The sequence below is a fragment of the Streptomyces hygroscopicus genome (genome assembly GCF_026168105.1).
In the GTDB taxonomy this organism is placed as follows: Bacteria; Actinomycetota; Actinomycetes; order Streptomycetales; family Streptomycetaceae; genus Streptomyces; species Streptomyces hygroscopicus_D.
Map to the genome: position 1 here is coordinate 1 of NZ_LBMW01000009.1, position 23,359 is coordinate 23,359.

Annotated in this window: 22 protein-coding genes and 3 pseudogenes; 15 read left to right on the forward strand and 10 right to left on the reverse strand. The window is 72.5% G+C overall.

Annotated elements, in window-relative coordinates; all coding sequences use genetic code 11:
• Positions 1–500 (forward strand): aminotransferase class I/II-fold pyridoxal phosphate-dependent enzyme (locus AAW14_RS11670; protein WP_265562845.1); only part of this gene is annotated, 500 nt, incomplete at its 5' end.
• On the opposite strand, the gene AAW14_RS11675 is transcribed toward AAW14_RS11670, so the two are convergent.
• The gene (locus AAW14_RS11675) at positions 415–1,314 is read right to left on the reverse strand and encodes a hypothetical protein (protein WP_265562846.1); all 900 of its coding nucleotides are present in this window, start codon (positions 1,312–1,314) and stop codon (positions 415–417) included. The genes AAW14_RS11670 and AAW14_RS11675 overlap by 86 nt on opposite strands.
• 484 nt (positions 1,315–1,798) lie before the next feature.
• On the reverse strand, positions 1,799–2,269 hold the full coding sequence (locus AAW14_RS11680; protein ID WP_265562848.1) for a hypothetical protein: 471 nt from the start codon (positions 2,267–2,269) through the stop codon (positions 1,799–1,801).
• A gap of 190 nt (positions 2,270–2,459) precedes the next feature.
• Here AAW14_RS11680 and AAW14_RS11685 point away from each other — a divergent pair, with 190 nt between their 5' ends.
• From AAW14_RS11685 to AAW14_RS11705, 5 genes and pseudogenes are all read left to right on the forward strand, one after another.
• Positions 2,460–3,095: an NAD(P)-dependent oxidoreductase gene (locus AAW14_RS11685; RefSeq protein ID WP_265562850.1), complete on the forward strand. Its 636-nt coding sequence runs from the start codon at positions 2,460–2,462 to the stop codon at positions 3,093–3,095.
• A gap of 183 nt (positions 3,096–3,278) precedes the next feature.
• Positions 3,279–3,401 (forward strand): annotated as a pseudogene (locus AAW14_RS39730) (serine/threonine-protein phosphatase); the annotation flags it as partial.
• 131 nt (positions 3,402–3,532) lie between these two features.
• Positions 3,533–3,736, forward strand: a complete 204-nt coding sequence (locus AAW14_RS11695) for a hypothetical protein (RefSeq protein ID WP_265563200.1) — start codon at positions 3,533–3,535, stop codon at positions 3,734–3,736.
• Positions 3,737–3,742: 6 nt separating this feature from the next.
• Positions 3,743–4,852 carry a sensor histidine kinase gene (locus AAW14_RS11700; RefSeq protein ID WP_265562852.1) on the forward strand — a complete coding sequence of 370 codons (1,110 nt, stop codon included), beginning with the start codon at positions 3,743–3,745 and terminating at the stop codon, positions 4,850–4,852.
• Between the two features lie 128 nt (positions 4,853–4,980).
• Positions 4,981–6,435 (forward strand): hypothetical protein, encoded by a 1,455-nt coding sequence (locus AAW14_RS11705; protein WP_265562854.1) that lies wholly within the window; start codon positions 4,981–4,983, stop codon positions 6,433–6,435.
• A 118-nt stretch (positions 6,436–6,553) separates the two neighbouring features.
• Here AAW14_RS11705 and AAW14_RS11710 read toward each other — a convergent pair whose 3' ends face one another.
• Together AAW14_RS11710 and AAW14_RS11715 are read right to left on the reverse strand one after the other, a co-directional pair.
• A complete protein-coding gene (locus AAW14_RS11710) occupies positions 6,554–7,795 on the reverse strand; it encodes an amidohydrolase (RefSeq protein WP_265562856.1) in 1,242 nt (413 codons plus the stop codon).
• Between the two features lie 51 nt (positions 7,796–7,846).
• Complete coding sequence (locus AAW14_RS11715; RefSeq protein ID WP_265562858.1) at positions 7,847–8,035, reverse strand: hypothetical protein; 189 nt, start codon at positions 8,033–8,035, stop codon at positions 7,847–7,849.
• Between the two features lie 184 nt (positions 8,036–8,219).
• Here AAW14_RS11715 and AAW14_RS11720 point away from each other — a divergent pair, with 184 nt between their 5' ends.
• Entirely contained in the window at positions 8,220–9,563 is a 1,344-nt protein-coding gene (locus tag AAW14_RS11720) for a helix-turn-helix domain-containing protein (RefSeq protein ID WP_265562860.1), read from the forward strand.
• Positions 9,564–9,775: 212 nt separating this feature from the next.
• Here AAW14_RS11720 and AAW14_RS11725 read toward each other — a convergent pair whose 3' ends face one another.
• From AAW14_RS11725 to AAW14_RS11740, 4 genes are all read right to left on the reverse strand, one after another.
• Positions 9,776–11,620 carry an alkyl/aryl-sulfatase gene (locus AAW14_RS11725; protein ID WP_265562862.1) on the reverse strand — a complete coding sequence of 615 codons (1,845 nt, stop codon included), beginning with the start codon at positions 11,618–11,620 and terminating at the stop codon, positions 9,776–9,778.
• A 66-nt stretch (positions 11,621–11,686) separates the two neighbouring features.
• Positions 11,687–13,354 (reverse strand): transglycosylase domain-containing protein, encoded by a 1,668-nt coding sequence (locus tag AAW14_RS11730; RefSeq protein WP_265562864.1) that lies wholly within the window; start codon positions 13,352–13,354, stop codon positions 11,687–11,689.
• Entirely contained in the window at positions 13,351–14,076 is a 726-nt protein-coding gene (locus tag AAW14_RS11735) for a hypothetical protein (RefSeq protein WP_265562866.1), read from the reverse strand. Before AAW14_RS11735 ends, AAW14_RS11730 begins: the two co-directional genes overlap by 4 nt.
• Positions 14,073–14,639: a SigE family RNA polymerase sigma factor gene (locus tag AAW14_RS11740; RefSeq protein WP_265562868.1), complete on the reverse strand. Its 567-nt coding sequence runs from the start codon at positions 14,637–14,639 to the stop codon at positions 14,073–14,075. The genes AAW14_RS11735 and AAW14_RS11740 overlap by 4 nt, the downstream gene beginning before the upstream one ends.
• 647 nt (positions 14,640–15,286) lie before the next feature.
• Here AAW14_RS11740 and AAW14_RS11745 point away from each other — a divergent pair.
• The 5 genes and pseudogenes from AAW14_RS11745 (at position 15,287) to AAW14_RS11765 (ending at position 18,673) form a co-directional block, all read left to right on the forward strand.
• Positions 15,287–15,790 carry a SigE family RNA polymerase sigma factor gene (locus AAW14_RS11745; protein WP_265562870.1) on the forward strand — a complete coding sequence of 168 codons (504 nt, stop codon included), beginning with the start codon at positions 15,287–15,289 and terminating at the stop codon, positions 15,788–15,790.
• Complete coding sequence (locus tag AAW14_RS11750; RefSeq protein ID WP_265562872.1) at positions 15,780–16,514, forward strand: L,D-transpeptidase; 735 nt, start codon at positions 15,780–15,782, stop codon at positions 16,512–16,514. Before AAW14_RS11745 ends, AAW14_RS11750 begins: the two co-directional genes overlap by 11 nt.
• Before the next feature lie 25 nt (positions 16,515–16,539).
• Positions 16,540–17,046 (forward strand): annotated as a pseudogene (locus tag AAW14_RS11755) (alpha/beta fold hydrolase); the annotation flags it as partial.
• 69 nt (positions 17,047–17,115) lie between these two features.
• Positions 17,116–17,412 carry a ribosomal protein L7/L12 gene (locus AAW14_RS11760; RefSeq protein WP_265562874.1) on the forward strand — a complete coding sequence of 99 codons (297 nt, stop codon included), beginning with the start codon at positions 17,116–17,118 and terminating at the stop codon, positions 17,410–17,412.
• 139 nt (positions 17,413–17,551) lie between these two features.
• Entirely contained in the window at positions 17,552–18,673 is a 1,122-nt protein-coding gene (locus AAW14_RS11765) for a HoxN/HupN/NixA family nickel/cobalt transporter (protein ID WP_265562876.1), read from the forward strand.
• 674 nt (positions 18,674–19,347) lie between these two features.
• Here AAW14_RS11765 and AAW14_RS11770 read toward each other — a convergent pair.
• Together AAW14_RS11770 and AAW14_RS11775 are read right to left on the reverse strand one after the other, a co-directional pair.
• The gene (locus AAW14_RS11770; protein ID WP_265562877.1) at positions 19,348–20,091 is read right to left on the reverse strand and encodes a DUF4142 domain-containing protein; all 744 of its coding nucleotides are present in this window, start codon (positions 20,089–20,091) and stop codon (positions 19,348–19,350) included.
• Positions 20,092–20,384: 293 nt separating this feature from the next.
• Positions 20,385–20,516, reverse strand: a pseudogene (locus AAW14_RS11775) (GTP-binding protein); the annotation flags it as partial.
• A gap of 41 nt (positions 20,517–20,557) precedes the next feature.
• Between AAW14_RS11775 and AAW14_RS11780 the strand changes: the two are divergent.
• From AAW14_RS11780 to AAW14_RS11790, 3 genes are all read left to right on the forward strand, one after another.
• A complete protein-coding gene (locus AAW14_RS11780) occupies positions 20,558–21,619 on the forward strand; it encodes a permease (protein WP_265562879.1) in 1,062 nt (353 codons plus the stop codon).
• Entirely contained in the window at positions 21,616–22,599 is a 984-nt protein-coding gene (locus AAW14_RS11785) for a TIGR03943 family putative permease subunit (protein ID WP_265562881.1), read from the forward strand. The genes AAW14_RS11780 and AAW14_RS11785 overlap by 4 nt, the downstream gene beginning before the upstream one ends.
• A gap of 235 nt (positions 22,600–22,834) precedes the next feature.
• Positions 22,835–23,359, forward strand: coding sequence for a hypothetical protein (locus tag AAW14_RS11790; RefSeq protein ID WP_265562883.1), 525 nt, complete (start codon positions 22,835–22,837; stop codon positions 23,357–23,359).

Consider the following 23,359-nt stretch of genomic DNA (forward strand, 5'->3'; position numbering starts at 1 on the left):
CGTACGTCGTCGACGGGCTGTCCAAGCGGGTCGCCCCCGGGCTCACCGTCGGCTTCCTGGTGGTGCCGGAGGGGCGTGGCGACGAGGTGGCAGGGGCACTGCGGTCGGGCGGGTGGACGGCGGGGCGGTTCGCGCTGGAGGCGGCCGTGCGGTGGATCGGGGACGGGACCGTGGCACGGCTGGTCGAGGCGAAACGGGAGGACGCCCGGGCGCGCCAGCGGCTGGTCGCGGAGCACCTCGCCGGTTTCGCCGTACGGGCCGACCCGCGGGCGTACTTCGCGTGGTGGAGGCTGCCCCGGCCCTGGCGCGCGGATGTGTTCACGGCGGCCGTGGCCCGGCGGGGGATCGCGGTGACCCCGGGACCCGCCTTCGCGGTCGGCGGCCGTGGGGCGGATGGCGCCGCCGCGGACTGCGTCAGGCTCGGACTTGCGTCGGCTCCTCCGCCGGAACTGGCGGGGGCTCTGCGGACGCTCGCCGCCGTCGCACGTACAGGCCCGTGAGCCAGGCGCCCAGGGCGACCGCGAGCCCGACCCCCAGCAGCACCCAGGAGACCATGCGCAGTGTCTCGGTGAGCGCGTCGTAGACCGCGCCCGCGGCGGGGTGGGAGACGCCCGCCGGGAGGTCCTCCAGCGTTATCCGGCGGCCCACCGCGATCGCGATGGCGAGCAGCGCCGCGCCCAGTGCCGTGCCGAGTCCGGTCGCCAGCACGGCCCGGCGGCGGCACACGGACAGCAGGATGCCGGTCAGGGCGAAGCAGGCCGAGGCGACGGGAAGCCAGAAACCGGTGACTTCGAGCACGTGGAACCCCTTCCGGAGCTTCGTCAGGTCCTCCGACTGCAGCAGGGTGATCTTTCTGTGCGCGACCGGGATATGGGTCGCGAACGGCACGTGCTCGTCGGTGAGTTGCCGCTTCATGCGCTCGGTGGCGGGGGCGAGGTCGATGGTGACGGGGCGGTCGCCGCCGTCGTGCAGGGCCCGCATCACCGCGTCGTGGGCGGAGAGGTTCGCGGTGTCCCAGGCAGTGCGGAAGGCCTCGGTACCGGTGAACGAGCGGACCGCGTCATGTACGAACGTGTGTACGGAACCCTGGAGGGGTGCCCCGACGTGCACCGTGCGCATGATGCCGTCGGTGACGGCGCTGGCGACGGCGTCGCGGACCTCGGCGTCGGAGGCGAGTGGGGCGGTGGTGGCGGCGTAGCGGGCGCCGTCCTCGATGCCGTACTTCGCCCACGCGGTGAGGACGCCGAGCGGTGTGAGCAGGCATGCGAGGCCGACCAGCACGGCGGAGAGCATGCTCTGGAGCTGTCGGGACACGCCACCAGCGAAACGTGTCCGCGCAAGGTCGGCGAGCGGATCGCCTGCAAATGGGTTGATATGACCACCCGAAGGGTGAGTGGTGGCGGGCGGGCGCGGCGCTCTCCGGTGGAGGGTTCACCCGAACGGGTGTTATCTGGTGTGGAAGAGGAAAGCGGCTCAGGCTCCTCGACCGGCCCCGGGAGCAATCCCGGGTGGCGGGTGAGTGAGGGAGACGCATGAGGCCCCGGCACCGGCATGGGCCGACATGCCGGGGTCTCGTGCGCCGGGGAGCTGGGGAGGGCGGGGAAGCCGTAACGGGGAAGTGCGCAGGGTGCGCAGGGCGAACGAATCCGTGGAAGCCGGGAGACGGACGGGACTCGGGAAGCTGGGGAGGCGGGTCGACGAGCGGAGGACGGGAAGCCGGGGCCCGGGACGCGGGTTGGCGGGGAGCCGGGCGCGGCGACCGTGGGTTCCCGCGCCCGGGAGGCGAGCTGATCGAAGGTCAGCCGATGCGGTGTCCCTCCGAGTCCTCGTGCGTGTAGTAGCGGTAGAAGTCGGCCAGGAAAACGGCCGCGGCGACCGCGAGCGCGATGGCGGCCGAGCGCAGCACGCTCTCACCGGTCTGGCTGTACAGGAAGCCGAGCGCGATACCCGCGAACGCCGCCCACAGCACAGCGTGCAATTCGCGCCGCAGGAGCGGCGCCACGATGAGCAGACCGATGCACAGCGCCGCGAACACGATCGCGGACACGAAACCGAACAGCAGGTTCCAGCCGGTGATGGGACCGGCGTCGCGCCGCAAGGCCGCGGCCCAGTAGCCGTAGACGAGTCCGATGGCGACGGGCACCGCCACCCTCGCGACGGCGTGCGTACGCTCGTCGAAGACGTCCGGCGGGCGGTGGACCGTCCTGGTCCCGGGGGATGCGGTGATGGACGCGCGTGGTGTTCCGGACGTGGGTGCCGCACGAGCCATGGGAGCACTCCTTCCTCTTCGCTCCTGCCCTCCAGGTCACACCTGGCCGCGGCGCCCGGCAAGTCGGGATGCGCGGGCAATTCGGATGCACGGGCAATTCGGATGCACAGGCAATTCGGATGGACGGGCAGGTCGGATGGACGGGCAGGTCGGGATGCAAGGGCCCCGCGCGCGTGTTTCGCTGGGCTTCATGAGGATCGTGCTGTTCGGGGCGACGGGGATGGTGGGCAGCCGGATCGTCGCGGAGGCCACGCAGCGCGGACACCGGGTCACGACCGTGAGCCGCTCCGGTCGGTCGCCGGTGCCCGGGGTGACGGCCGCGGCGGCGGACGCCACGGACCCGGCCAAGGTCGCCGCGCTGGCGGCGGGTGCCGACGTGGTGGCCAGCGCGTGCGCACCGCCACGAAACGGTTCGGACCCGAAGGAGCCGTTCCTCGCCCTCAACCGCGCTCTGGTCCGCGGCACGCGCGAGGCCGGGGTACGGCGGCTCGTCGTGGTCGGAGGCGCGGGCAGTCTGGAGGTGGCGCCCGGGCAGGCGCTGAGCGACCAGCCCGGGTTCCCCGAGGCGGTCCTGCCCGAGGCGCTCGCCCACAGCGCGGTCCTGGAGTACTACCGCACGGTCGACGACCTGGACTGGACGTACGTCTCCCCCGCCGCCGAGATCGCCCCCGGCGAACGCACGGGCAGCTTCCGCGTGGACGGTGACCGGCTGCTCACCGACGCGGACGGCAACAGCCGGATCAGCGCCGAGGACTACGCGGTCGCATTCGTCGACGAACTGGAGCAGGGCGCCCATACACGCGCGCGCATGTCGGTCGCGTACTGACCGGACGGACGGCGACGCGGGTGCCTGACAGGCGACCGCCGCATCAACGGCCGGAGGAGGGCCGGTCCCTGCCGCCCGGCGACGCCCCCCCGCTGGGCCTCGGCGAACTGGCCCGAGGGGCCGTCGGCCACGCTGCACGTGCCGCTCGCGCCCGGCGAGACGCTGCTGCTGGTCACGGACGGGATGGTCGAGGCACGGAACGCCCCCGGGAAGTTCTTCCCGCTGCGGGATCGGGTGGCCCGCGCGGTCGCCGAGGATCCGCGCGCCGCCGAGCCGGGCCGTCCGGTGCGCCCAGTCCGCGATGGCACGCTGCGCCACCGCGGGGGGCGTCTCGAGGTCGACACGACGATCTTCGCGGTACGACGGGGGCGGGCGCCCGGCGGCCTGCAGCGAACGCCCGGTCCCCGCGTCCGACCGCACGGTGCGAGGCTGGAGGCATGCGGCAGGCGTACGGGACCGTGGGCAGGGGCGGGGCGGACGCTCCGGCGACTCCCCGTCCGATCGAGACGGTGTGGAAGACCGGCTACCGCTTCGGCCCGCCGACGGACGAGCCCTCCCCCGACATCGAACCCCGCCGCGAACGCCATCACGAACCTCACCGCGAACGCCATCACGAACACCACGACGACCGGACGGGCTGACCGGCCGTGCACGCCACCCTGCTCATCGCCCTCCTGGCCTTCCTCGGCGCCGTCGCGGCCGGGCTCGCCGGGGCGGTCGCGCTGGTGCTGTTGCGGCGGCGGTCGCTGGTCGCCTCGCTCGTGGTCGTGGCGGTCGTCGCCGTGACCGCGATGCTCGCGGGGACGCTCGCCGTGGCCTGGGCGATGTTCCTGTCACCGCACGACCTGACCGTCGTCACCACGGTCGCCGCGATGGCCGCCGTCGTGTCCCTCGCCACCGCCCTGATGCTCGGCCGCTGGGTCGTGTCCCGCAGCCGGGCGCTCACGGACGCGGCCCGCACCCTCGGCGACGGCGCCGACTTCACCGCGCCCCCCGGCCCCGCCACCGCTGAACTCGCCGCGCTCAGCAGGCAGTTGGCAGCCACCAGTGCCCGCCTGGCCGAGTCCCGGGACCGCGAGCGCGATCTGGAAGCATCGCGGCGCGAACTCGTCGCCCGGATCTCGCACGATCTGCGCACCCCGCTCGCCGGCCTGCGCGCGATGACAGAGGCGCTGGAGGACGGCGTGTCCGCCGAACCCGAACGCTACCTTCGCCAGATCCGCACCGAGGTCGAACGCCTCGACGCCATGGTGCGCGACCTGTTCGAACTCTCCCGTATCCACGCGGGCACCCTCGCCCTGTCCCTCTCCCGCATCTCGGCCTACGACCTCGTCGACGAGGCGATCGCGGGAGCGGAACCACTCGCCCGCGAGCTGGGCGTACGGCTGGTCGGCGGGCGGGTCGACCCCGTGCCGGTCGAGGCCGACGGCCGGGAGATGAGCTGCGTGCTGGGCAACCTGCTGGTCAACGCGATCCGGCGGACGCCCGCGCACGGCACGGTCGCGGTGGCCGCCGAGCGCTGCCCGGCCGGGGTCGTCCTCTCGGTCACCGACGGCTGCGGCGGGATCCCGGAGGAGGACCTGCCGCGCGTCTTCGAGGCGGGCTGGCGCGGTTCGGACACGCGGACCCCGCCCGGGGCGGGTCTCGGACTCGCCATCGTCCGCGGCATCGTGCAGGCCCACCACGGCCGGGCCGCGGTCCGCAACGTCGCCGGCGGCTGCCGCTTCGAGGTGACGCTCCCGGCGGCCGCCACCTGACCCCCCTGCCGTCTCACCCCTCTGCCGCACAACCCGTGCCATAGGCGGGCGTTTGCTCTGCCTCCGTCGCCCCTTTGCAGGCGCAGCGGTTACCGTGCTGACGTAAGTGATCGATCGGGGAGGGAACGATGCCCGGAACCGTGCTGCTGCTCGCGGCCTCGCCCGCGGGCAAGGGGTGTCTGGTGGACGCGTCGTCCGTGCTCCCGGTGCTCGCGGCCGTCGCCCCGCCGGTGCTGTCGGGCACGGACACGGCGAATGTCGTCGAACTCGTCGACCCGCTGGAGCCGCAGGCCGTCCTCACCCGGCTGCGGGCCGCCGCGACCGCGCCCGGTCCGCTGACGGTGTTCCTCACCGGGCAGCTCCAGCTCGACCGCCGCCAGCGCCTGCCGCATCTGGCGCTGGCCCGCACCACGGCGGCCACGGTCCGCTACACGGGGTTCCCCTGGCACTGGATCCGCGAGGAACTGCGGCTGCGGCCGCCGGGTGCGACGACGGTGTTCGCGGATCTGCATGCGGACCCGGAGACCTGGCAGCACCTTGTCGCCAGCCCCCTGGACTGCGGCCCGTCGGTCCCGCTCTACGGCCGCCTCGCCCCGCCGCCGCCACGCCGCGCACTGGCGGTTCCGGCGTACATGAAGACGCTGGCGACGATCCTGCGCAGCGGCCACCGCCCGGACCCGGCGACCCTCCACCAGCAGACGCTGACCCGGGTGTACGCGGACACCGGCGCGCAGGGGGACATCGTCCTGTCTCCTGCCCTCAACCACCCGGTACCGGCGCGGAGCTGGCAGACCCCGCACACCTCGCACACCCCGCACACATCTGGGACCCCGCACACCCCACGGAACCTGGAGAACCCCAGGACCGCGCACGACCCCCAGACCCCGTACATCCCCCAGGCCCTGGACATCCCGTACACCCCCCGGCCCTCGCACGCGCCGGGGTCGGCCCGGACACGGCAGACGGCCCCGGCCCCCGTACCGTCCCAGGCCGGAGCCCCGACTGCCTGGGATTCCCCCGCTCCCCTGGATACCCCCGCTCCTCCGGCTACCTCGGCTCCTCCGGCTACCTCGGCTCCTCCGGCTACCTCGGCTCCTCTGGATACCTCGGCTTTCCTGGATACCCCGGCTCCCTTGGATACCCCGGCCCCTCCGGATCCGCACGCCGCGCTCACGGCCGCCGTCCAGGACGGGCGGCACGCGGAGGCGGCCGATCTCGCGGCACGGTGGGAGCGGTCCGCGCTGCGGGAGCACGGCCCGGGCTCCGAGGAGTCGCTGCACTGGATGGAGGTCCGCGCCGACCTCGCGATGCTCGCGGGTGATGCCGACCGCAGCTGTGAGACCTGGCTGTCGGTCGCCAACGCCCGTCTGTCGGCCGGTCAGAGTCCCAAGGACCCGGCGGTGGAGGCGGCCGTCGACCGAGCGCACCACCAGTGGGGCCGGATGGGCGATCCGGTCCGGGCTCGTGAACTGGGCCCTGCGCTCGCCGACTTGCGCGCACGGGTGCCGGGACGGCGCGAAGGTGCCCTGATCCACGTCCAGGAGCACCTGCGCCGTCTTCAGCAGCTTCAGAGCCAGCCGTGACGGCGCACGGCCGCGCGTGCCCCAGCCGGTGAAGACGAAGTACTTCCAGCTCCCGTGCGTCGACGAGTGCGCCGAGTGCGCCGGGTGTGCCGAGGGCGGCGAGTGTGCGAAGACCGGCTCATGTCAGTGACACATGCGCAAGTGCCCCCGAGACCAGGGTCGTTACGCCGGGCAGGAGCGTGGACAGGTCGGGCGCGAAGTGGGGGCTGTGGTTGCTCGGGACCGCCGCGAACTTCTCCATCAGCTCCGCGCCCGGCGCCACCTCCCACACATCGGCCGGCGTGGTGGTCACGAACCAGTACGCGTACGGGACCCCGTCCGGCGCCAGATGCGGGAAGTCCTCGCTGCCCATCGCGGGGCCGGGGTCGAAGACCGTGGCCGCGCCGAACACCTCGCCGTGCACGGCGGCCACCCGGCGGTCCGTGCCCGCGTCGTTGACCGTGGCCGGGAAGTCGGCGCCCACGGTCACCTCGGGCTCGCGCGGGCAGCCCGCGGCCAGGCACTCTCCCGCCGCGATGCGCCGGACGGCGGCGGTCATCCGGTCGCGGACCTCGGCCGACTGCGTGCGCAGGTTCAGGGCGATGTGCGCCCGGGACGGGATGATGTTGTGCCGGGTGCCCGCCTCGATCCGGCCCACGGTGAGCACCGCGGAGTCGCGCGCGGCTGTCTCCCGGCTGACCACGGTCTGCAGACGGGTGACGAGGTATGCGGCCGTCACCACGGGGTCCACGGTCGACTCCGGGCGCGAGCCGTGGCCGCCCCGGCCGTGCACGACGACGTCCATGTCCGTCGAGGCGGACAGGATCAGTCCCGGGGAGTGCGCGTAGAGCCCGGCCGGGCCCGGGGCCGCGTGCTGGGCGAGCAGCACGTCGGGGCGCGGAAAGCGCTCGTACAGCCCGTCCGCCACCATCGCCCGCGCGCCCTGGCCGGTCTCCTCGGCGGGCTGCCCCACGACCACCAGCGTGCCCGACCAGGTGTCGCGTCCGGCGGCCAGCGCCCGAGCCGCGCCCGCCAGCCAGGTGACGTGCAGATCGTGCCCGCAGGCGTGCATCGTCCCGGGCACCTCCGAGGCGTACGGCAGTCCCGTCTCCTCGGCGACCGGCAGCGCGTCCATGTCGGCGCGCAGCAGGACGGTGGGCCCCTCGCCGTTGCGCAGCACGCCGACGACCCCGGTGCCGCCGACGCCCTCGGCGGTCTCGAACCCCGCCGTGCGCAGGACCTCGGTGAGTTTCCCGGCCGTACGGTGCTCGCGCAGGGACAGTTCGGGATGACGGTGCAGATCCCGGTAGAAGCCCTCCAGGCCGGTGACCGGGAGGTCTGCGGTGAGGTCCAGCGCGGTGCGTGCGGCGGGGGAGGTCACAGGGCAAGCGTATGCCGGTGCCGGGCGCCGCCGCCCGCCTGCGGAAAGGGTTCAGGCGGTGGGGTGCTGGACGTGCCGGACCTGCCGGACGTGCTCGGTGTGCGGAACCGGCCCCGCCGCCCGGGCGGGGCCCGTGTCGGCCGCCGCGATCAGGGCGGCCACGGCTACGACGGCCGCGGCGAAGCCCCTGGCGTACCGCGCGGATACGCGTCCCTGGCGCACGGAAAGGTGTCCGAGCACGGCAACCGACCTCGCAATTACAGCCACGGATCAAGCGCATTTAACGTGCTCCCAACTTAGGGTGTGGGCCGCCTCACGGGAAGGGAGTCATGGGGCTGGATTGCCCAAGCGGTAGCCCCGAACGAATTGACAGGAAGTCAGTAATGCGTCCTCCGTAAGTGCACTTACTGGCATGATTGATCGCATGGCGGATCGGGACGACCCGGAGACCATCGGACGCAGAGTGCAGCGCCTGCGACGCGAACGCGGCCTGACCCAGCGACAGTTGGCGGAGCCCTCCTACACCGCCGCCTACATCTCCACCCTGGAGGCCGGCCGGGTCCGCCCCTCCGACGAGGCGCTCAGGCATCTCGCCGAGCGTCTCGACGTGGGGTTCGACGAGCTGGCCACCGGGCGTCCGGCGCACCTCGCCACCGGTCTGCGGCTCAGGCTGACCGACGCCCAGCGCACGCTCGCCACCGGCGAGGCCGAGGTCGCGGCCGAGCAGTACGGTGCCCTGCTGACCGAGGCCGAGGCGCACGGTCTCGGCGCCGAGCGGGCCGCGGCGCTCCTCGGGCTCGGCGAGTGCGCCCTGGAGCTGGGCGACCTGGCGGCCGGCCGGCAGTACTTCGAACGGGCCGAGAAGTGCCTGGGCGACGCACCGCTGCCCAGGCGGGTCCCGGCGCTGCGCGGGCGCGCCGTCTCCCACTACCTCGCCGGTGAACTCCGCTACGCCTGCTACCTGCTGGAGTCCACCCTCGACGAGCTCAACCGCTCCGGACTGCACGACCCGGACGCCCTGCTGCTGCTCTACGCGAGCGCCATCGGCCCGTACATGGACATGGGTGCGCACGCGCGAGCGGCACAGGCGGCCGAGTTCGCGCTGGCGCTGGCACCCCAGGTGGGCGATCCGGCGCTCGTGGCGCGCATGCACCGGTCGGTGGCGCGCACCCTCCTCGCCGAGGGCCGGCTCGCCGAGGCGGACGCCTCCCTCGCCAAGGCCGCCGAGCTGTACCGGCAGCTGCAGATCCGCACCGAGCTGGCCAATTGCCACTGGATGCGCGGCTATCTTCATGCCCAGAACGGTGAACTGGGGCGCGCCGAGGCGGAGTTGCGCGAAGCCCTCGCCATGCTCTCCGAGCAGCGGGCCGCCCTCTACAGCAGCCAGGTCGCGGTGGAGCTGGCGGACGTGCTGCACCGCGGCGGCAGGTCCCAGGAGGCCGCGGAGCTGCTGCACGGCGTGCTCGGCGACATCGGCCCCGAGCGCGGTGCCGTGCACTCCGCCGCCGCGCACCGCCTCCTCGGCATCATCGCCGAGGACGCCCGCGACATGGAGGCCGCCGAGGAGCACTACGTCCGGGCGCTCAGTCTCCTGGAGCGGGCGGGGGCGGCAGGAGACCTGGCGGACCTGTGCCGGCTGCTCGGCGATCTGCTGCGCCGTACGGGCCGGGTGGAGGCGGCTCTGGACGCGTACCGCACGGGCCTCGGCCATCGCACCGCCCCCGGCACGACCACCCTCGGCCCCGCACCGGCACAGCCGCCGCTCTGACCGCCCGCTACCGGGCGGATCCGGGCGGGCGCACAGCGGCCGTCGTCAGCGTGCGGAGCGAGGACGGTCGGGCAGGTCGAGGAGCGCAGGTCGAGGAGCCTTCGGATCCCCCGCGAGACGGATCCCCCGCGAGACGGATCCCTCGCGAGACGTATCCCCGGCAAGACGCTGCGGATCCCCGGCGAGATGGTTCTGATCCCCCGCGCGACGCGTCAGGGTGTGACGATCGCGAACCCCCGGTCCGGGGCCGTCACGTAGGAGAACAGCCGCTTCAGCAGCCCCCGGTCGCCCTCCGTCTCGATGCCCGCGAGGCCCCTGCCCGCCAGCAGCCCCAGGAGTTCGGGGCGGGTCAGGGTGAGCGTCAGGCCCGCGCGCGGCCTCGGTGCGCGGTGCAACGGCAGACTGCGGTGCGTGAGCGCGCCGTGCTCCAGATTGATCCGGTGCCGGCGCTGCTCGTCGATCACGACCAGGTCGATGACCAGCCGTGGCTCCTTCGCCGCGCGCGGACCGTCGATGCGCACCGCGAGGGAGTCGAGCAGCATGCCGACGGTGAGCGCCGACGTCGTCTCGGCCGTGTCCGTGGCCATGGCGCCGCCGCCCGTTCCCGTGCGCAGTTCCTGTGCGCCGGTCAGATAGATGTTGCGCCAGGGCCCGTTCTCGGCGCCGTACCCGAGCCGTTCGTACAGGCCTGCCAGGGTCTCCCTCGCCCCTTCGTCGTCCGGGTCGGCGAAGACGAGGTGGTTGAGGAGGGTCGCGGCGAACCGCAGGTCCCCGGCGTCGGCGTACCGCCGGGCCGCCGCGTGCATCGCCCGCGGCCCGCCCGCCACCTCCACGTACCGCCGGGCGAGCGCGACCGGCGGATGCTCCCAGAGGTGGGCGGGGTTGCCGTCGTACCACCCCAGGTAGCGCTGGTATACCGCCTTGACGTTGTGGCTCAGGGACCCGTAGTAGCCCCGTGCGTGCCAGGCGGCCTGCAGCGCGGGCGGCAGCCGCAGTTCCTCCGCGATCTCCGGGCCCGTCAGGCCCCGGTTCATCAGCCGCAGCGTCTGGTCGTGGAGATACGCGTACAGGTCCCGCTGTTCCCCGAGCAGCCGGACGACGTTCTCGTGCCCCCAGGTCGGCCAGTGGTGCGAGGCGAAGGCCACGTCGTAGGCGTCGCCGAAGAAGTCGACAGCCTCGTCGAGGTAGCGGGACCAGACGCGGGCGTCACGGACCGGGGCGCCGCGCAGGGTCAGGATGTTGTGCAGGGTGTGCGTGACGTTCTCGGCGAGACACAGCGCACGCTGATCGGTGAAGAGGAAGTTCATCTCGGCCGGGGCCTCGGTGTCCGGCGTCAGCTGGAACAGGATCCGGACGCCGTCGACGGTCTCCGTCTGCCCGCTGTGCGTGATGTCGACGGTCGGCGGGACGAGGGTGACCGTGCCGGTGGACAGGGTGGTGCCGAGCCCGGTGCCGATCTGCCCGTCGGCCGCCTTCGGCAGCCGGGTGCCGTGCATGAACACGGCGCGGCGGGCGATCGCGGGCCCGGCGAACACGTTCTCGCTCACCGCGTGTTCCAGGAACCGGACGGGCGCGAGGACCGGCACCCCCGCCTCGTCCTCGCGGGACAGCACCCCGCGGGCGCCGCCGAAGTGGTCGACGTGGGAGTGGGTGTAGACGAGCCCGGTCACGGGCCGTTCGCCGCGGTGCTTCCGGTACAGGGCCAGGGCGGCCGCCGCGCACTCCGTTGAGATGAGCGGATCGACGACGATGACGCCGTCGTGCCCCTCGACGAGGGTCATGTTGGCCAGATCGAGCCCGCGCACCTGGTAGACGCCCTCGGTCACCTCGTACAGCCCCTGCCGCGCGCACAGTTGGGACTGCCGCCACAGACTCGGGTGCGCGGTGCCGGGACAGTCCCCGTCGAGGAACCCGTAGGCGTCTCCGTCCCACACCACCCGCCCGTCCGCGGCCGTCACCACCCCCGGCACGAGGGCGGCGACGAACCCGCGGTCGGCGTTCTCGAAGTCGGTCCGGTCCTCGAAGGGCGGCAGACCGTCGGGGGGCGGGGCGTCCATGGGGCCAGCTTCGGCGCGGGGGATCCGAGTGGCCAGCGGTGGGGGACCGTTCGAGGTGCCCGCGGATCACCCGGCCCCGCCCCTGACGGGACGGTGCACGAGGACCTTCGCCAGGGCCCCCGCGGACGCGGGCAGATGGGCCGGTGTCGCCGGCTGCCTCCCCTGGGCGGGGTGTTCGGCGAACAGGGCCGCCGTCATGCTCAAGGCGGGGGTGGCGGTCGTCATCCACAGGGTGCGGGTGCCGGGACCCGTGCCCGCGCCGCCTGAGAAGCCGTAGGGCACCGGCTCCGCCTCGCCGGCCGCACGCGGAACCGCCGCGTACGTGGCCACCACCGGGGCCGCGAGGGCCGGAATGACCTGGCTGGTGTCCGGGTGGGCCGAGTAGACGGTGCGTCCGGCGCGGGTGATCGTCGCCACCGTGTACGGGGTCGCGTACCTGCCCTGGGCCGCCATCGCCGCGTACGCCGAGGCCAGCTGCAGCGGGTTCGGGGCTGCCGTCCGCCGGAGCGGGGCCAGAGGGCCGACCGGCTTGAGACGCATGAAGGGGTCGAGCGCCGTGCCCGCCTCCACGGCGCCCGACAGCGCGTCGTTGAACGGCTGGTGGGCGTAGTCCGCGCCGCCGTACAGCACCCGGACCGCCCCGTCGCCGGGCACCAGGCCGATCACCGCCGCGTGCAGCGTCGTCCCCTCGGACAGGCCCGGTACTCCCTCCGCCACCCGCTGGCTCACCGCGTCCTGCCCGGCCAGGTCGAACGTCGTGTGCACGGTGTAGCCACCGCGGGCCAGCTGGTCCACGGTGATGCCCAGCCGGTCGGCGGACTCCTTCGCCGCCGCGTCGATCAGATACTGGCGCTGCCCGTCCATGTCGCCCGGCGGATAGAAGCGGAACGCGGGGAACCGGGCCTGGGCACGCTCCGCCGCCGTGAGGGCACCGCTGTCCGCCATCGCGTCCAGGATCCACTCCCAGCGGTCCATCAGCTTCCGCGTCACCTCGGGGTCGGAGCCGGCGCGCTCGTAGTACGAGGGGATGTTGATGACGGCCGCCAGCGCCGCGCCCTGGCCGACCGTCAGGTCCTGGACGTCCACGCCGAAGTAGTTCCGCGCGGCGGCCTCGATGCCCGCCGCGCCCCGGCCGAAGTACACGGTGTTGAGGTAGCCCTGCAGGATGGAGTCCTTGGAGCGGGTGCGGTCCAGCTTGACCGCGATCAGTGCCTCCCGGAACTTCCGGGACAGCGACTGCTCGGGGCTGAGGAGCGCGTTCTTCACATACTGCTGGGTGATCGTCGAGCCGCCCTGCCGCTCGCCGCCGCTCAGCGTGGACACCGCCGCGCGCAGGACGGCCCGGGGCGAGATCCCGGAATCCGTACGGAAGGAGCGGTTCTCCGCGGCGATCACCGCGTCCTGAACGGGGCGCGGCACCCGGGACAGCGGCACCTCCTGACGGTCCACCGGACCGCGCCGTCCCAGATAGGCGCCGTGCCCGTCGACGAAGACCGTGGACTGCATCGCAGTCTCCGGGTGCGGCTCGGGGATGCCGGTCATCTCGTACGCCACGACGAGCGCTCCCACGGCGAGGAGCGCCAGCGCGCCCAAGGCGGCCGCCGCACGCCGCAGCCCACGGCCCCGGGCACGGCGGCGACGAGGGGTGCGGGCGTCCCGACGGCGGCGCGAGGCCGCGGACCGTATGCGCGCTCCCGGGCGTCGTTGCGCGCCCAGCGCCCTCGACGCGCTCATCGGCCGAAGTCCGTGCTCGCGATCACCGCGCCCGCCGCGTCGTACACCGTGACTCTGCGTGTGCCTCCGGAGGGCGGCGGGGACGTCGACGTCTTCGAGGCGGCGTCGGGCAGCTTCACCGAGGCGTACCAGACGCCCCAGCCGGGTCCTCCCGCGAGGGTGAGGGCCATGCCCTCGACGTCACCGCCGACGGTCTCGGTCCTCACGCGCGCCGCCTCGCCCTTGCCGTGGTAGATGCCGAACAGGAACCGGGCGCCGCCCCGGCCGGTCGCCTGGAGCCCGACACCTGGCCGGTCCCGGGCGAGGCCGCCGTCGGTGACACCCCTGAACCGGGCCGGGCCCTGGGGTTCCGTCCAGTGCATGCCGTCCGCGGTCAGCCAGATCCTCCGTCCGGGCGCGACCGGGACCCGTTCGCCGGGCGTGACCACCCGCACCTTCCCGGCGGTCACGGACGGCGCCGCGACCGGCGAGTTGACGCGGTCGGCCTCGGACCCGGTGCTCCGAGCCGCCATGGCGGCCAGCGGCACCAGCAGCAGTGCGCACCCCGCGCCCAGCAGGGCCGACCGCCGCCTGCGCCGGGTCCGGCGGCCGAGACGCTCGATGCCCGCGAGCGGCGGCCGCGACGGAGTGATCCCGTAAGCGGCCTCGGCCAGTGCCTCGCGCAGACGCGCGGCCTCGGCGTTCGTCACGCGCGGCTGGGCTTCGGTCCTCGAGCGTTTCATGGGTGTGCTCCGGAGACGGGGTGGGGGCGGTCGCAGACGTCGTAGGCGGGATGGGCGCGCAGGGCCGCAAGGCCGCGCCGGACATGGGTCCTGACCTTGCCGGGCGAGCAGCCGAGCAGCTCGGCGATCTCGGCCTCGGTGAGGTCGTCCCAGTAGCGCAGCACCAGTACGGTCCGCTGCCGGGCGGGGAGCGTGGCTAGCGCCTCGGCGGCCGCGGTCCGGCGCTCGACCGGCTCGGTGTGCCGGGCGTCCCGTCGGCGCATCGGCTCGGGCAGCAACGGGATCGGCAACAGGGCCGGCGTACGGGCGACGCGTCTCCTGCGGATCCGGCCGAGGTTGTTCCTGACGAGCGAGCGCCGCACGTGGAAGTCGACGTCATCACGCGGGACGCGCCGCCAGCGGGAGTACACCTCGGCCAGCGTGGTCCGCACGAGGTCCTCCGCCTCGTGGAAGTCTCCGGTGAGCAGGTGCGCGGTGCGTACCAGAGGGGACCAGGCCGCGGCGGAGTACGCGGCGAAGTCGGTGCTCACCGCGGAGGCTGTAGACGTCTCGTACTGCGGCACGGGCTTGGTTCCTCCGGGTCGGGTATGTGTGGGGGTGAGGGGCGGGAGGCGCGTGGACCGGGGGAGCGTGCGGTTACCCCGCCCACGGGTCACCTCAGCCGGGCGTGGACACGGCCCTTGGCGTCGTGGATGGCGAATTCCCCACGCGGCCGCGCTCCCCGCCGCCGGTCGGCCCGTCAACTGCCGCTCGACGTCCGCCCTTTGGCGCACCGGCACGGGGTGGCTGAAGATGACGGACATCGGCATGCCGACGCCCGTCGCTCTCCTCGTCGTCGATGTCGAGATGGGCGACGCTCAGCCGTTTCAGCGGCGCGGGCGTGGACTTGGCACTCGCCGGGGCCCTCGGAGTGGGCCGCGCGGTGACGCTGAACTCGGTGGTCGCATCGGTCCGGGCCGTGCGGGCGCAGCCCGTGAGCGCCCGTCAGTGGGCACATGGCGGCGGCAGCCCGGGCGAGCCCGCCGTGCCGGCTCCTGGCTCTGCTGGTCATCCTGTCTTCCCTGTGGTGTGTTTCGATGTGCGGCGTACGGGACCTGTACGCACGGGGGAGACGGCCGGGTTGCACGGGAGTCGCGGGAATTCGGACCAAGTCGTGGCGGGGCCATGAGCGAGCGGGCGGCGGGGGCGTGACCGAGAGCGTGGTGGGGGCATGACCGAAGAAGAGTTCGACGCGTTCTACGCCGCCGCGTTCCCCCGGCTGACCGGGCAGTTGTACGCGTTCACCGGGGACCACGGTGAGGCCCAGGACGTCGTCCAGGAGGCGTTCGTACGCGCCTGGGACCGGCGGCGGGAGTTCCTCGCCGACGGGGCGCCCGAGGCATGGATACGGACCGTGGCGATGCGGCTCGCGGTGAGCCGCTGGCGGCGGGCGCGACGCCGGCTGGAGCTGATGCGTCGTACTCCGCCACCGGAGCACACACCCGGTCCGGACCCCGAGCGGGCCACGCTCGTGGCCGCGCTGCGCAAACTGCCCGAGGCACAGCGGATGGCCCTGGTTCTGCACCATCTGTGCGACTTGAGTGTCGAGCAGGTAGCCTCCGAAACCGGTGCTCCCGTGGGGACGGTCAAGGCCCGGCTGTCCCGGGGCCGGGCGGCGCTGGCGCGGGAACTGGCCACCGGCGAGGGGGAGAGGGAGGACGACCGTGTCCGATGACCTCACCACCCGACTGCGTGAACTGGCCGAGTCCGGGCAGCGTCCGTCTTCCGTCTCCGGCGCGGATGTCCGCCGCCGGGCGGGTGCGCGCCGACGCCGCCGCCGTACGGCCGCCGCGGTGGCCGGCGTCTCCGCGGTGACGACCCTGGCTGTCGCACTGCTGGTGAACCTCACCGGCCCGGACCAGGGCGAACGCCCCTCTCCCGCCGCGACCCCGACCACAGTGCCCAGCACCGTGGCGGCGGCCTCCGCCACGGTGGATCTCACCCGGCGGGTGCTCCTCATCGGCGGTCGGCAACTGCCCGTCAGCGCGGGCACGGTGCTGTCCCCCACGCCCACCGGGCGTATGACGGTCACCGCCCGGCTGGACACCAAGGCGGTGCCCGGCCGGGACGCAGGCGTCGCGGGCTCCTACAGCGTCAAGATCCCCTGGGTGATCGAACTCCGCGCGGACGACGGCAGGACCACCTTTCTCGGCGGCCTGATCTACGACGCCAAGGCGGCCGGGAACCATGACGCGACGAACGGCTGGATAGGCCTGGAGCCCGCGCAAGCCGTGTGGCTCTACCGGCAGTTGCGGGTGGGCGACGTGATCGACATCGAGGACGGCGGACCCTCGCCCTCGGCGCTGCGGACGTCCGAGCCGGGCGGAACCCCTGAGGCGGGGCCGCCGTCGAGCACGCCGTCGGTGCCCGGCGGGCCGGGGAGCGGGCAGTCCGGCTAGCCGGACTGCGGCTCCTCGGCGAGCCGTGCTCGTCGTCGGCTCCTCGCTCGGCGGCTGGATCGTCGCCGAGATGGCCGTACGCGACCACGCGGGCGTCATCACCGGGCTCGTCCTGATCGACGCCGCCGGCGTCGTGGTCGAGGGCGAACCGATCACGGACTTCTTCGCCCTCGACGCCCGCGGGGTCGCCGAGCACGCCTACCACGACCCCGACCGCTTCTCCATCGACCCGGCCGGTGTCCCCGCCGAGCAACTCGCCCTGCGCCAGGCGGACATGGCAGCCCTGCGCGCCGTCGCCGGTGATCGGGACATGCACGACCCGAAGCTGCTGCGCCGTCCGGGCCGCGTCCAGGTCCCCACCCTGCTGCTGTGGGGCGAGAGCGACCGCATCGTCACGCCCGCCTACGGCGCGGCCTACGCCGCCGCGTTCGGCGACGGCCGCCTCGAGATCGTCCCCGAGGCGGGCCATCTGCCGCAGATCGAGCAGTCGCAGGCCACATTCGCCCTGATCGACGCATACGCGAAGGAGTGAGCAACCCCACGCACGGCGCCGGGCGCGCGCCGGGGCCCGGGCGCAGGGCCGCCCCTAGGATCGCGGGCCATGGACACACTCGGTCTCTTCGTCGTTTGCGCTCTCCTTCTTGCCGGTTGTGCGGGTTACGCCGGTGTCGACAGCAGGATCAGGCGGACCGACCGCCGCATCGCCCGCGTCGAGCAGAAACTGGACCTGCTCCTCGACCACTTCGCTCTCACCCGGACCGACCCGGCCCTTGAGCAGGTCACGGCTCTGGCGCGGGACGGCAGGAGGATCCAGGCGATCAAGGTGTACAGGGAGATCACCGGGGCCGACCTCAAGGAGGCGAAGGAGGCGGTGGAGCAGATGGCCGAGTCGACGTGAGGCGCTGCCTCGCTCATCGGGACCCCGGTTTTACTGCAACTTGCTTGCAAGTAGTATTCCCATGCACAAAGGTGGGTGTCGCAGTACCCGGAGCAGAGGGGATTGCACCAACCCCTCCCGCGAAGAAAGGCCCCACTCCATGCCCCCGTCCTCCTCACGGATGCGCATGTCCATCACGCGGCAGGAGTGGGGCCGACTCGGCGGGATGGCCGCGTTCGTCCTGGCGCTGCACGTCATCGGCTGGTTCACGCTGGTCGGGATCGTCGCGCCCGAGCACTACAGCATCGGCACGAAGTCCTTCGGCGTCGGCATCGGCGTGACCGCGTACACGCTGGGCATGCGCCACGCCTTCGACGCGGACCACATCGCCGCGATCGACAACACCACCCGGAAGCTGATGGGCGAGGGGAAGCGTCCGCTGTCGGTCGGCTTCTGGTTCTCGCTCGGCCACTCCAGCGTCGTCTTCGGCCTGGCGCTGCTGCTCTCGTTGGGTGTCAAGACCCTGGCCGGGCCGGTCCGGAACGACAACTCCGAGCTGCACAACGTCACGGGCCTGATCGGTACGACGGTCTCCGGCACCTTCCTCTACGTCATCGCCGTGATCAACCTCGTCATCCTGGCCGGCATCTGGAAGGTCTTCCGGCAGATGCGGTCCGGGCGGTTCGACGAGGCGGCTCTGGAGGAGCAGCTCAACAACCGCGGCTTCATGAACCGACTGCTCGGCCGCGTGATGAAGTCGATCACCAAGCCCTGGCAGATGTACCCGCTGGGCCTGCTCTTCGGCCTCGGCTTCGACACCGCGACGGAGATCGCCCTCCTCGTCCTGGCCGGTTCGGGCGCGGCCTCGGGCCTGCCCTGGTACGCGATCCTGTGCCTGCCCGTCCTCTTCGCGGCCGGCATGTCGCTGCTCGACACGATCGACGGGTCGTTCATGAACTTCGCGTACGGGTGGGCGTTCTCCAAACCCGTCCGCAAGGTCTACTACAACCTCACGATCACGGGTCTGTCCGTCGCCGTCGCGCTGATCATCGGCACGGTCGAACTGCTGGGCCTGCTCGCCGAGAAACTCCGGCTGCAAGGCACCTTCTGGGAGTGGATCGCGGGAGTCGACCTGAACACCCTCGGCTTCGTGATCGTCGGAATGTTCTTCGCCACCTGGGTGCTCGCGATGATCGTGTGGAAGGTCGGGCGCATCGAGGAGAAGTGGTCGGCGGGACTGGCGCAGCCGCAGCCGCAGCCGGTGGAGCAGGCAGCCGAATAGGGGGAGAAGGCGCGCGGGAGCACGGCTGCCGGGACGTAGGCATCGGGGCTCGCTCGGTGGATCACCCGGTCGCCCATCTCGCCGTCCGACGGTCCTGGCCGGCGATGCCTGACTCGCGCTGCTCGCGATCGGTGGCGGGGCGGCCTTCCGGAACGTGGAGATCCGGGAGTCCGGCAGGTGACCGGACCTGCTCATTCCTGATGTGGCCGAACCGTGATGGTCAGTGAAGTCGTCGCGCTTTCAACGAGGTTGACACGCCGCGCCCACTGATCGACTATGTGGTCGAACCGTGACTCAAGTGACCAGTGAGCTCGGTGCTTCTCTTCGACCACTCTTCCCGGCCACGGTCCCCGGCGGCTTCGCGCTGCCCGAGTCCGTCATCCGGGTCCGGGCTCATGAAGTTGGGGATCGTATGCGCGATGTCTCACCGGGAGGCGGCGGCAACGCCCTGCCGATCGGGGCCGGTGCGGCGGGCATCGCGGTCGTCGCGCGGCGACGCCCCTCACGAACCCGGGCATGACGCCCCCGGCGTCCTTCCGACCATCCTCCAACGGGCCCGGCGCTCTATTCCCCCGGTGAGCGCCGGGCCCACCTTTCGTAGGCCCGACCCGCGCTCCGTGGAGGAGGGGGAGATGCGGGTCGGGCCAGCTCGGCCTCGTGGGCGGCGCGTCGCCTCAGCCCGTGGTCGGCACCGGTGAAGGCGTCGTTGACGGCGGCGGGGTGAAGCCCGGGGGCGGGGAGAGGACCACCGTGGGCTCGCCGGGCTGCGGGGCCGGCGGGGTGAGGTTGACCTTCGGATCCTTCGGCGGGGTCGTCTCCTTGAACAGGACCTGGTCGAAGTTCACCAGGCCCGTCTGTTCCAGCACCGTGATGTGGTCGAGGACGGTGTCATTGGCCTGGTCGGCCAACTGGCGGACCAGGGTGTTCTGCGTGGTTGCGCGGATGTTGGCGATGACCGGGAAGATGGAGCCGTGTGTCACGCGCAGGATGTTCGCGAGGTCCTGGTCGAACTGCTTGCCCTGGTCCGCGGTGAGCGTGGCCACGAACCCCTGCTGCTGCGGGCTCGCCTGGTTGGGCAGCGTGATACCCAGCTGCGTGGCCACCCTGCGGCAGGCGGCATCGAGGTTGGCGTGGCCGTTGATCAGGTGCATTCCCGCGGTGCGCACGGCCGGCGTCGTGCCCTTTTTCAGGGCCAGCTCACCGGAGGGGAACTCCCACAGGCCCGCGGCCCGTACCTTGACGACGAAGTCGCGGTCCGCCTCGGTCAGCGGCCCCGCCGAGGTGTTCGCGATCACGCGGTTCTGTGCGCTCGACGTGGTCTGCAGTCCCAGCATGGTGGGGTAGGCGAGCGCCGTCAGCGTCAGCATCAGGGCGCCCGCCACGAAGACGGTTCCCGCCGCGTTCCGTGAAATGCGCATGGCCCCTCCTGGTTGTTCGGACGTCCAGGGGTACGGGTAGGGCGGGAGCCAAGAACCTTTTCCTTAGGCAAAATCCGCGGCCCGCGCTGTGGGGGGCGTCACACCTGAGGTTGCCGGTTAACTCCGCCGTCCCCGCGCCCAGTTCGGCGGACAGCGGGACGATCAGGTCGGAGGCGTACGGCAGGGGCATACGGACGGTTTGCCACGAAGTCCTCGAAGTCCCCTTCGCGCACGGCCCGTCCCGTCTTCGGCGGGCAGGCGGGCAAAGACACCGCGCGATACGGAGGGGGCCCGAGAGCGGCCTCGATATCGGCCTCGCTCATGTCGTTTACGATGACCGCTACCCGCATGCCCTCGCGGTTGCCGAGGACGCCGAGGACGCCGAGGACGCCGAGGACATGGTCGAGGAGGGTGGTCTTGCCTGCCTGCGCGTGGCGGTACCGGGGAGGGAAGGCGCGCGCCCGTTATGTTCAGTCGGAACATCCGAAATTTCGGAGCGAGCATGCAGAAAACGGATGAACTGGCTGAGGCGGTCTCCGTGACTCCCACGGTGACCGTCGAGACTCCCGTACGCCCTCGTCCGGTGCCCTGGCCCCTTCTCGTCGTGCTCCCCGCGGTCGCCTCCGCGGCGACCGTCCTAGCCGTCCGGGGCCCGAACGACCCGGCGGTCGCGGCCTGGCGGACCGTCTGCCTCGCCATCACCGTGCAGGCGATGCCGTTCCTGCTGCTCGGCACGGCCCTGTCCGGCGCGATCAACGCGTTCGTGCCGGCGCGGGTGTTCACCCGGGCGCTGCCGAAGCGCCCCGCGCTCGCCGTTCCGGTCGCAGGGGTCGCCGGCGCCGTGCTGCCGGGCTGTGAGTGCGCCTCGGTGCCGGTCGCGAACAGCCTGATCAGCCGGGGAGTCACGCCGGCTGCCGCGTTCGCGTTCCTGCTGTCGGCCCCCGCCATCAACCCGGTGGTGCTGACCGCCACGGCCGTCGCCTTCCCCGGCAGCCCCGCCATGGTCCTGGCCCGGCTGCTCGCCTCGCTCGCCACCGCCGCCGTGATGGGCTGGCTGTGGCTCTGGCTCGGCCGCGAGGAATGGCTCAGGCCGGCCGTACGCCACACCGGACACCGCCCGGGGCGCAGCCGCTGGAACGAGTTCCGGCTCGGCTTCCAGCACGACTTCCTGCACGCGGGCGGCTTCCTGGTCCTCGGGGCCATGGCGGCGGCCACCTTCAATGTGACGGTCCCGCGCTCGGTGCTGGACACGTTCTCCGGATCGCCCTGGCTGTCGGTGCTCTTCCTGGCCGCTCTCGCCATCCTTCTCGCGGTCTGCTCGGAGGCCGACGCGTTCGTGGCCGCCTCGCTGAGCGGCTTTTCGCCGCTGGCCCGGCTGGCGTTCATGGTCGTCGGCCCGATGGTCGATCTGAAACTGATCGCGCTTCAGGCGGGGACCTTCGGCCGGGCCTTCGCGCTGCGCTTCTCCACCGCGACGACGGTCGTCGCGGTCCTGTGCAGCGTGCTGATCGGAGGGGCCCTGCTGTGAAACGCCCCGCTCAGGTGCTCCTGCTCGTCGTCAGCGGCCTCGGCCTGCTCCATGCCTCCCTCTTCACCGACCTGTGCCTCAGATACGTACGGCCGGGGCTGCGGCCGTATCTGATCGCCTCGGGCGTGCTGCTCCTCCTGCTGGGGCTGGCCGGCGCGGCGCTGGATCGGAGGGAACCGCACGAAGGCGGTCACGGCAGCGGTGGTCCGGAGGGATCCGCGCGGGGTCACGACGGTGCGCAGGCGCACGCGGACGGCCTCGGCGGTCAGGGGACACACGCGGACGCTCTCGTGGGTGCGGAACCCCGCACGGAGGGACTGCGCGGCACGGACGTGCGCGTGCCCGGTCAGGAGGGTCCGGCAGGGCATGCGCCCGGCCGTGACGGTTTCGAGGGGCATGCGCCCGGCCGTGACGGTTTCGAAGGGCTGGCGCCCGGTTCCGCGGGGCACGCGCCCGGCCACGACCACTCCGGCGCCCCCCGTATCGCCTGGCTGCTGTTCCTGCCCGCGCTGAGCCTGCTCTTCTACGCGCCACCGGCTCTGGGCGCGTACACCGCGTCGCGCGAGGCTCCGAAGGCCGTGAAGGAGCAGAAGCGGTTCGACCCGCTGCCCGCCACCTCGCCCGTCCCCATGACCCTCACGGACTTCACCACCCGGGTGCAGCAGGACCGCGGGCAGGCCATCAAGGCGCGCAGCATTCAGATGACCGGTTTCGTCACGCCTGCGCAGGGCGGCGACTGGTACCTGACCCGGATCATCTTCACGTGCTGTGCGGCGGACGCGCAGTCCGTCAAGGTGCGGGTGTACGGGGCGCCGAGCCTGCCCTCCAACACCTGGGTGTCCGTCACGGGCACCTGGCACCCCGGCGGCCTCCTCGGCACCAGGTCTGCGCCCGTCGCGCTCGACGCCCATGACGTCCACCGCATCACCCAGCCGGTGAACGCCTACACGGACGCGCTTCCGCTCACGCCTTCCCGCTGACGGACCGCCGGGACGGGGCGAGAACCGGACACGCCCGGCTCTCGGCCCGTGCGGAACGGCCGGTGAACCAACGCCCAAGCCGTACCCATGAGTTCACAACCATCGGCCATGGCGTGGATAAACCTTCAACAAAACTTCTCCCGGTCCCGCAAAGGGGTCTACCCGCATAGAAATCCCGGTGCTGTCATGCTCACGACCGCCCGGACCATGCCGGGCACCACACCGGGAGACCCCCATGTCCCGAATATCCCGATCCCTGGTCACTTCACTCTCCAGCCTCGCCCTGGCCGCCGCGGGCCTCGCCGTCACCGCCGGCTCCGCACACGCGCAGTCGTGCAGCCAGGGCGACCTCCCCCTCCCCGACCCCAGCTGTCAGCCCGGCGCCCTCAACCCGGACGTCACGCAGAACACCATCCGCTCCACGATCTGCGTCTCCGGCTGGACCGCGACCGTGCGCCCGCCGTCCTCGTACACGACCGCACTCAAGAAGCAGCAGATCGTCGAGTACGGCTACAGCGACACCAACACCGCGGACTACGAGGAAGACCACTTCGTGCCGCTCGAGCTCGGCGGCGCCCCCAGGAGCGAGCAGAACCTGTGGCCCGAACCGCACTACGGCAACGAGACCTCGGCCGACAAGGACGCCGTCGAGAACAAGCTCAAGAAGGCCGTCTGCGCCGGTAAGGCGAACCTCGCCGACGCCCAGAACGCCATCATCACGGACTGGACGACCGCGCTCCACAAGCTCGGCCTGGGCTGA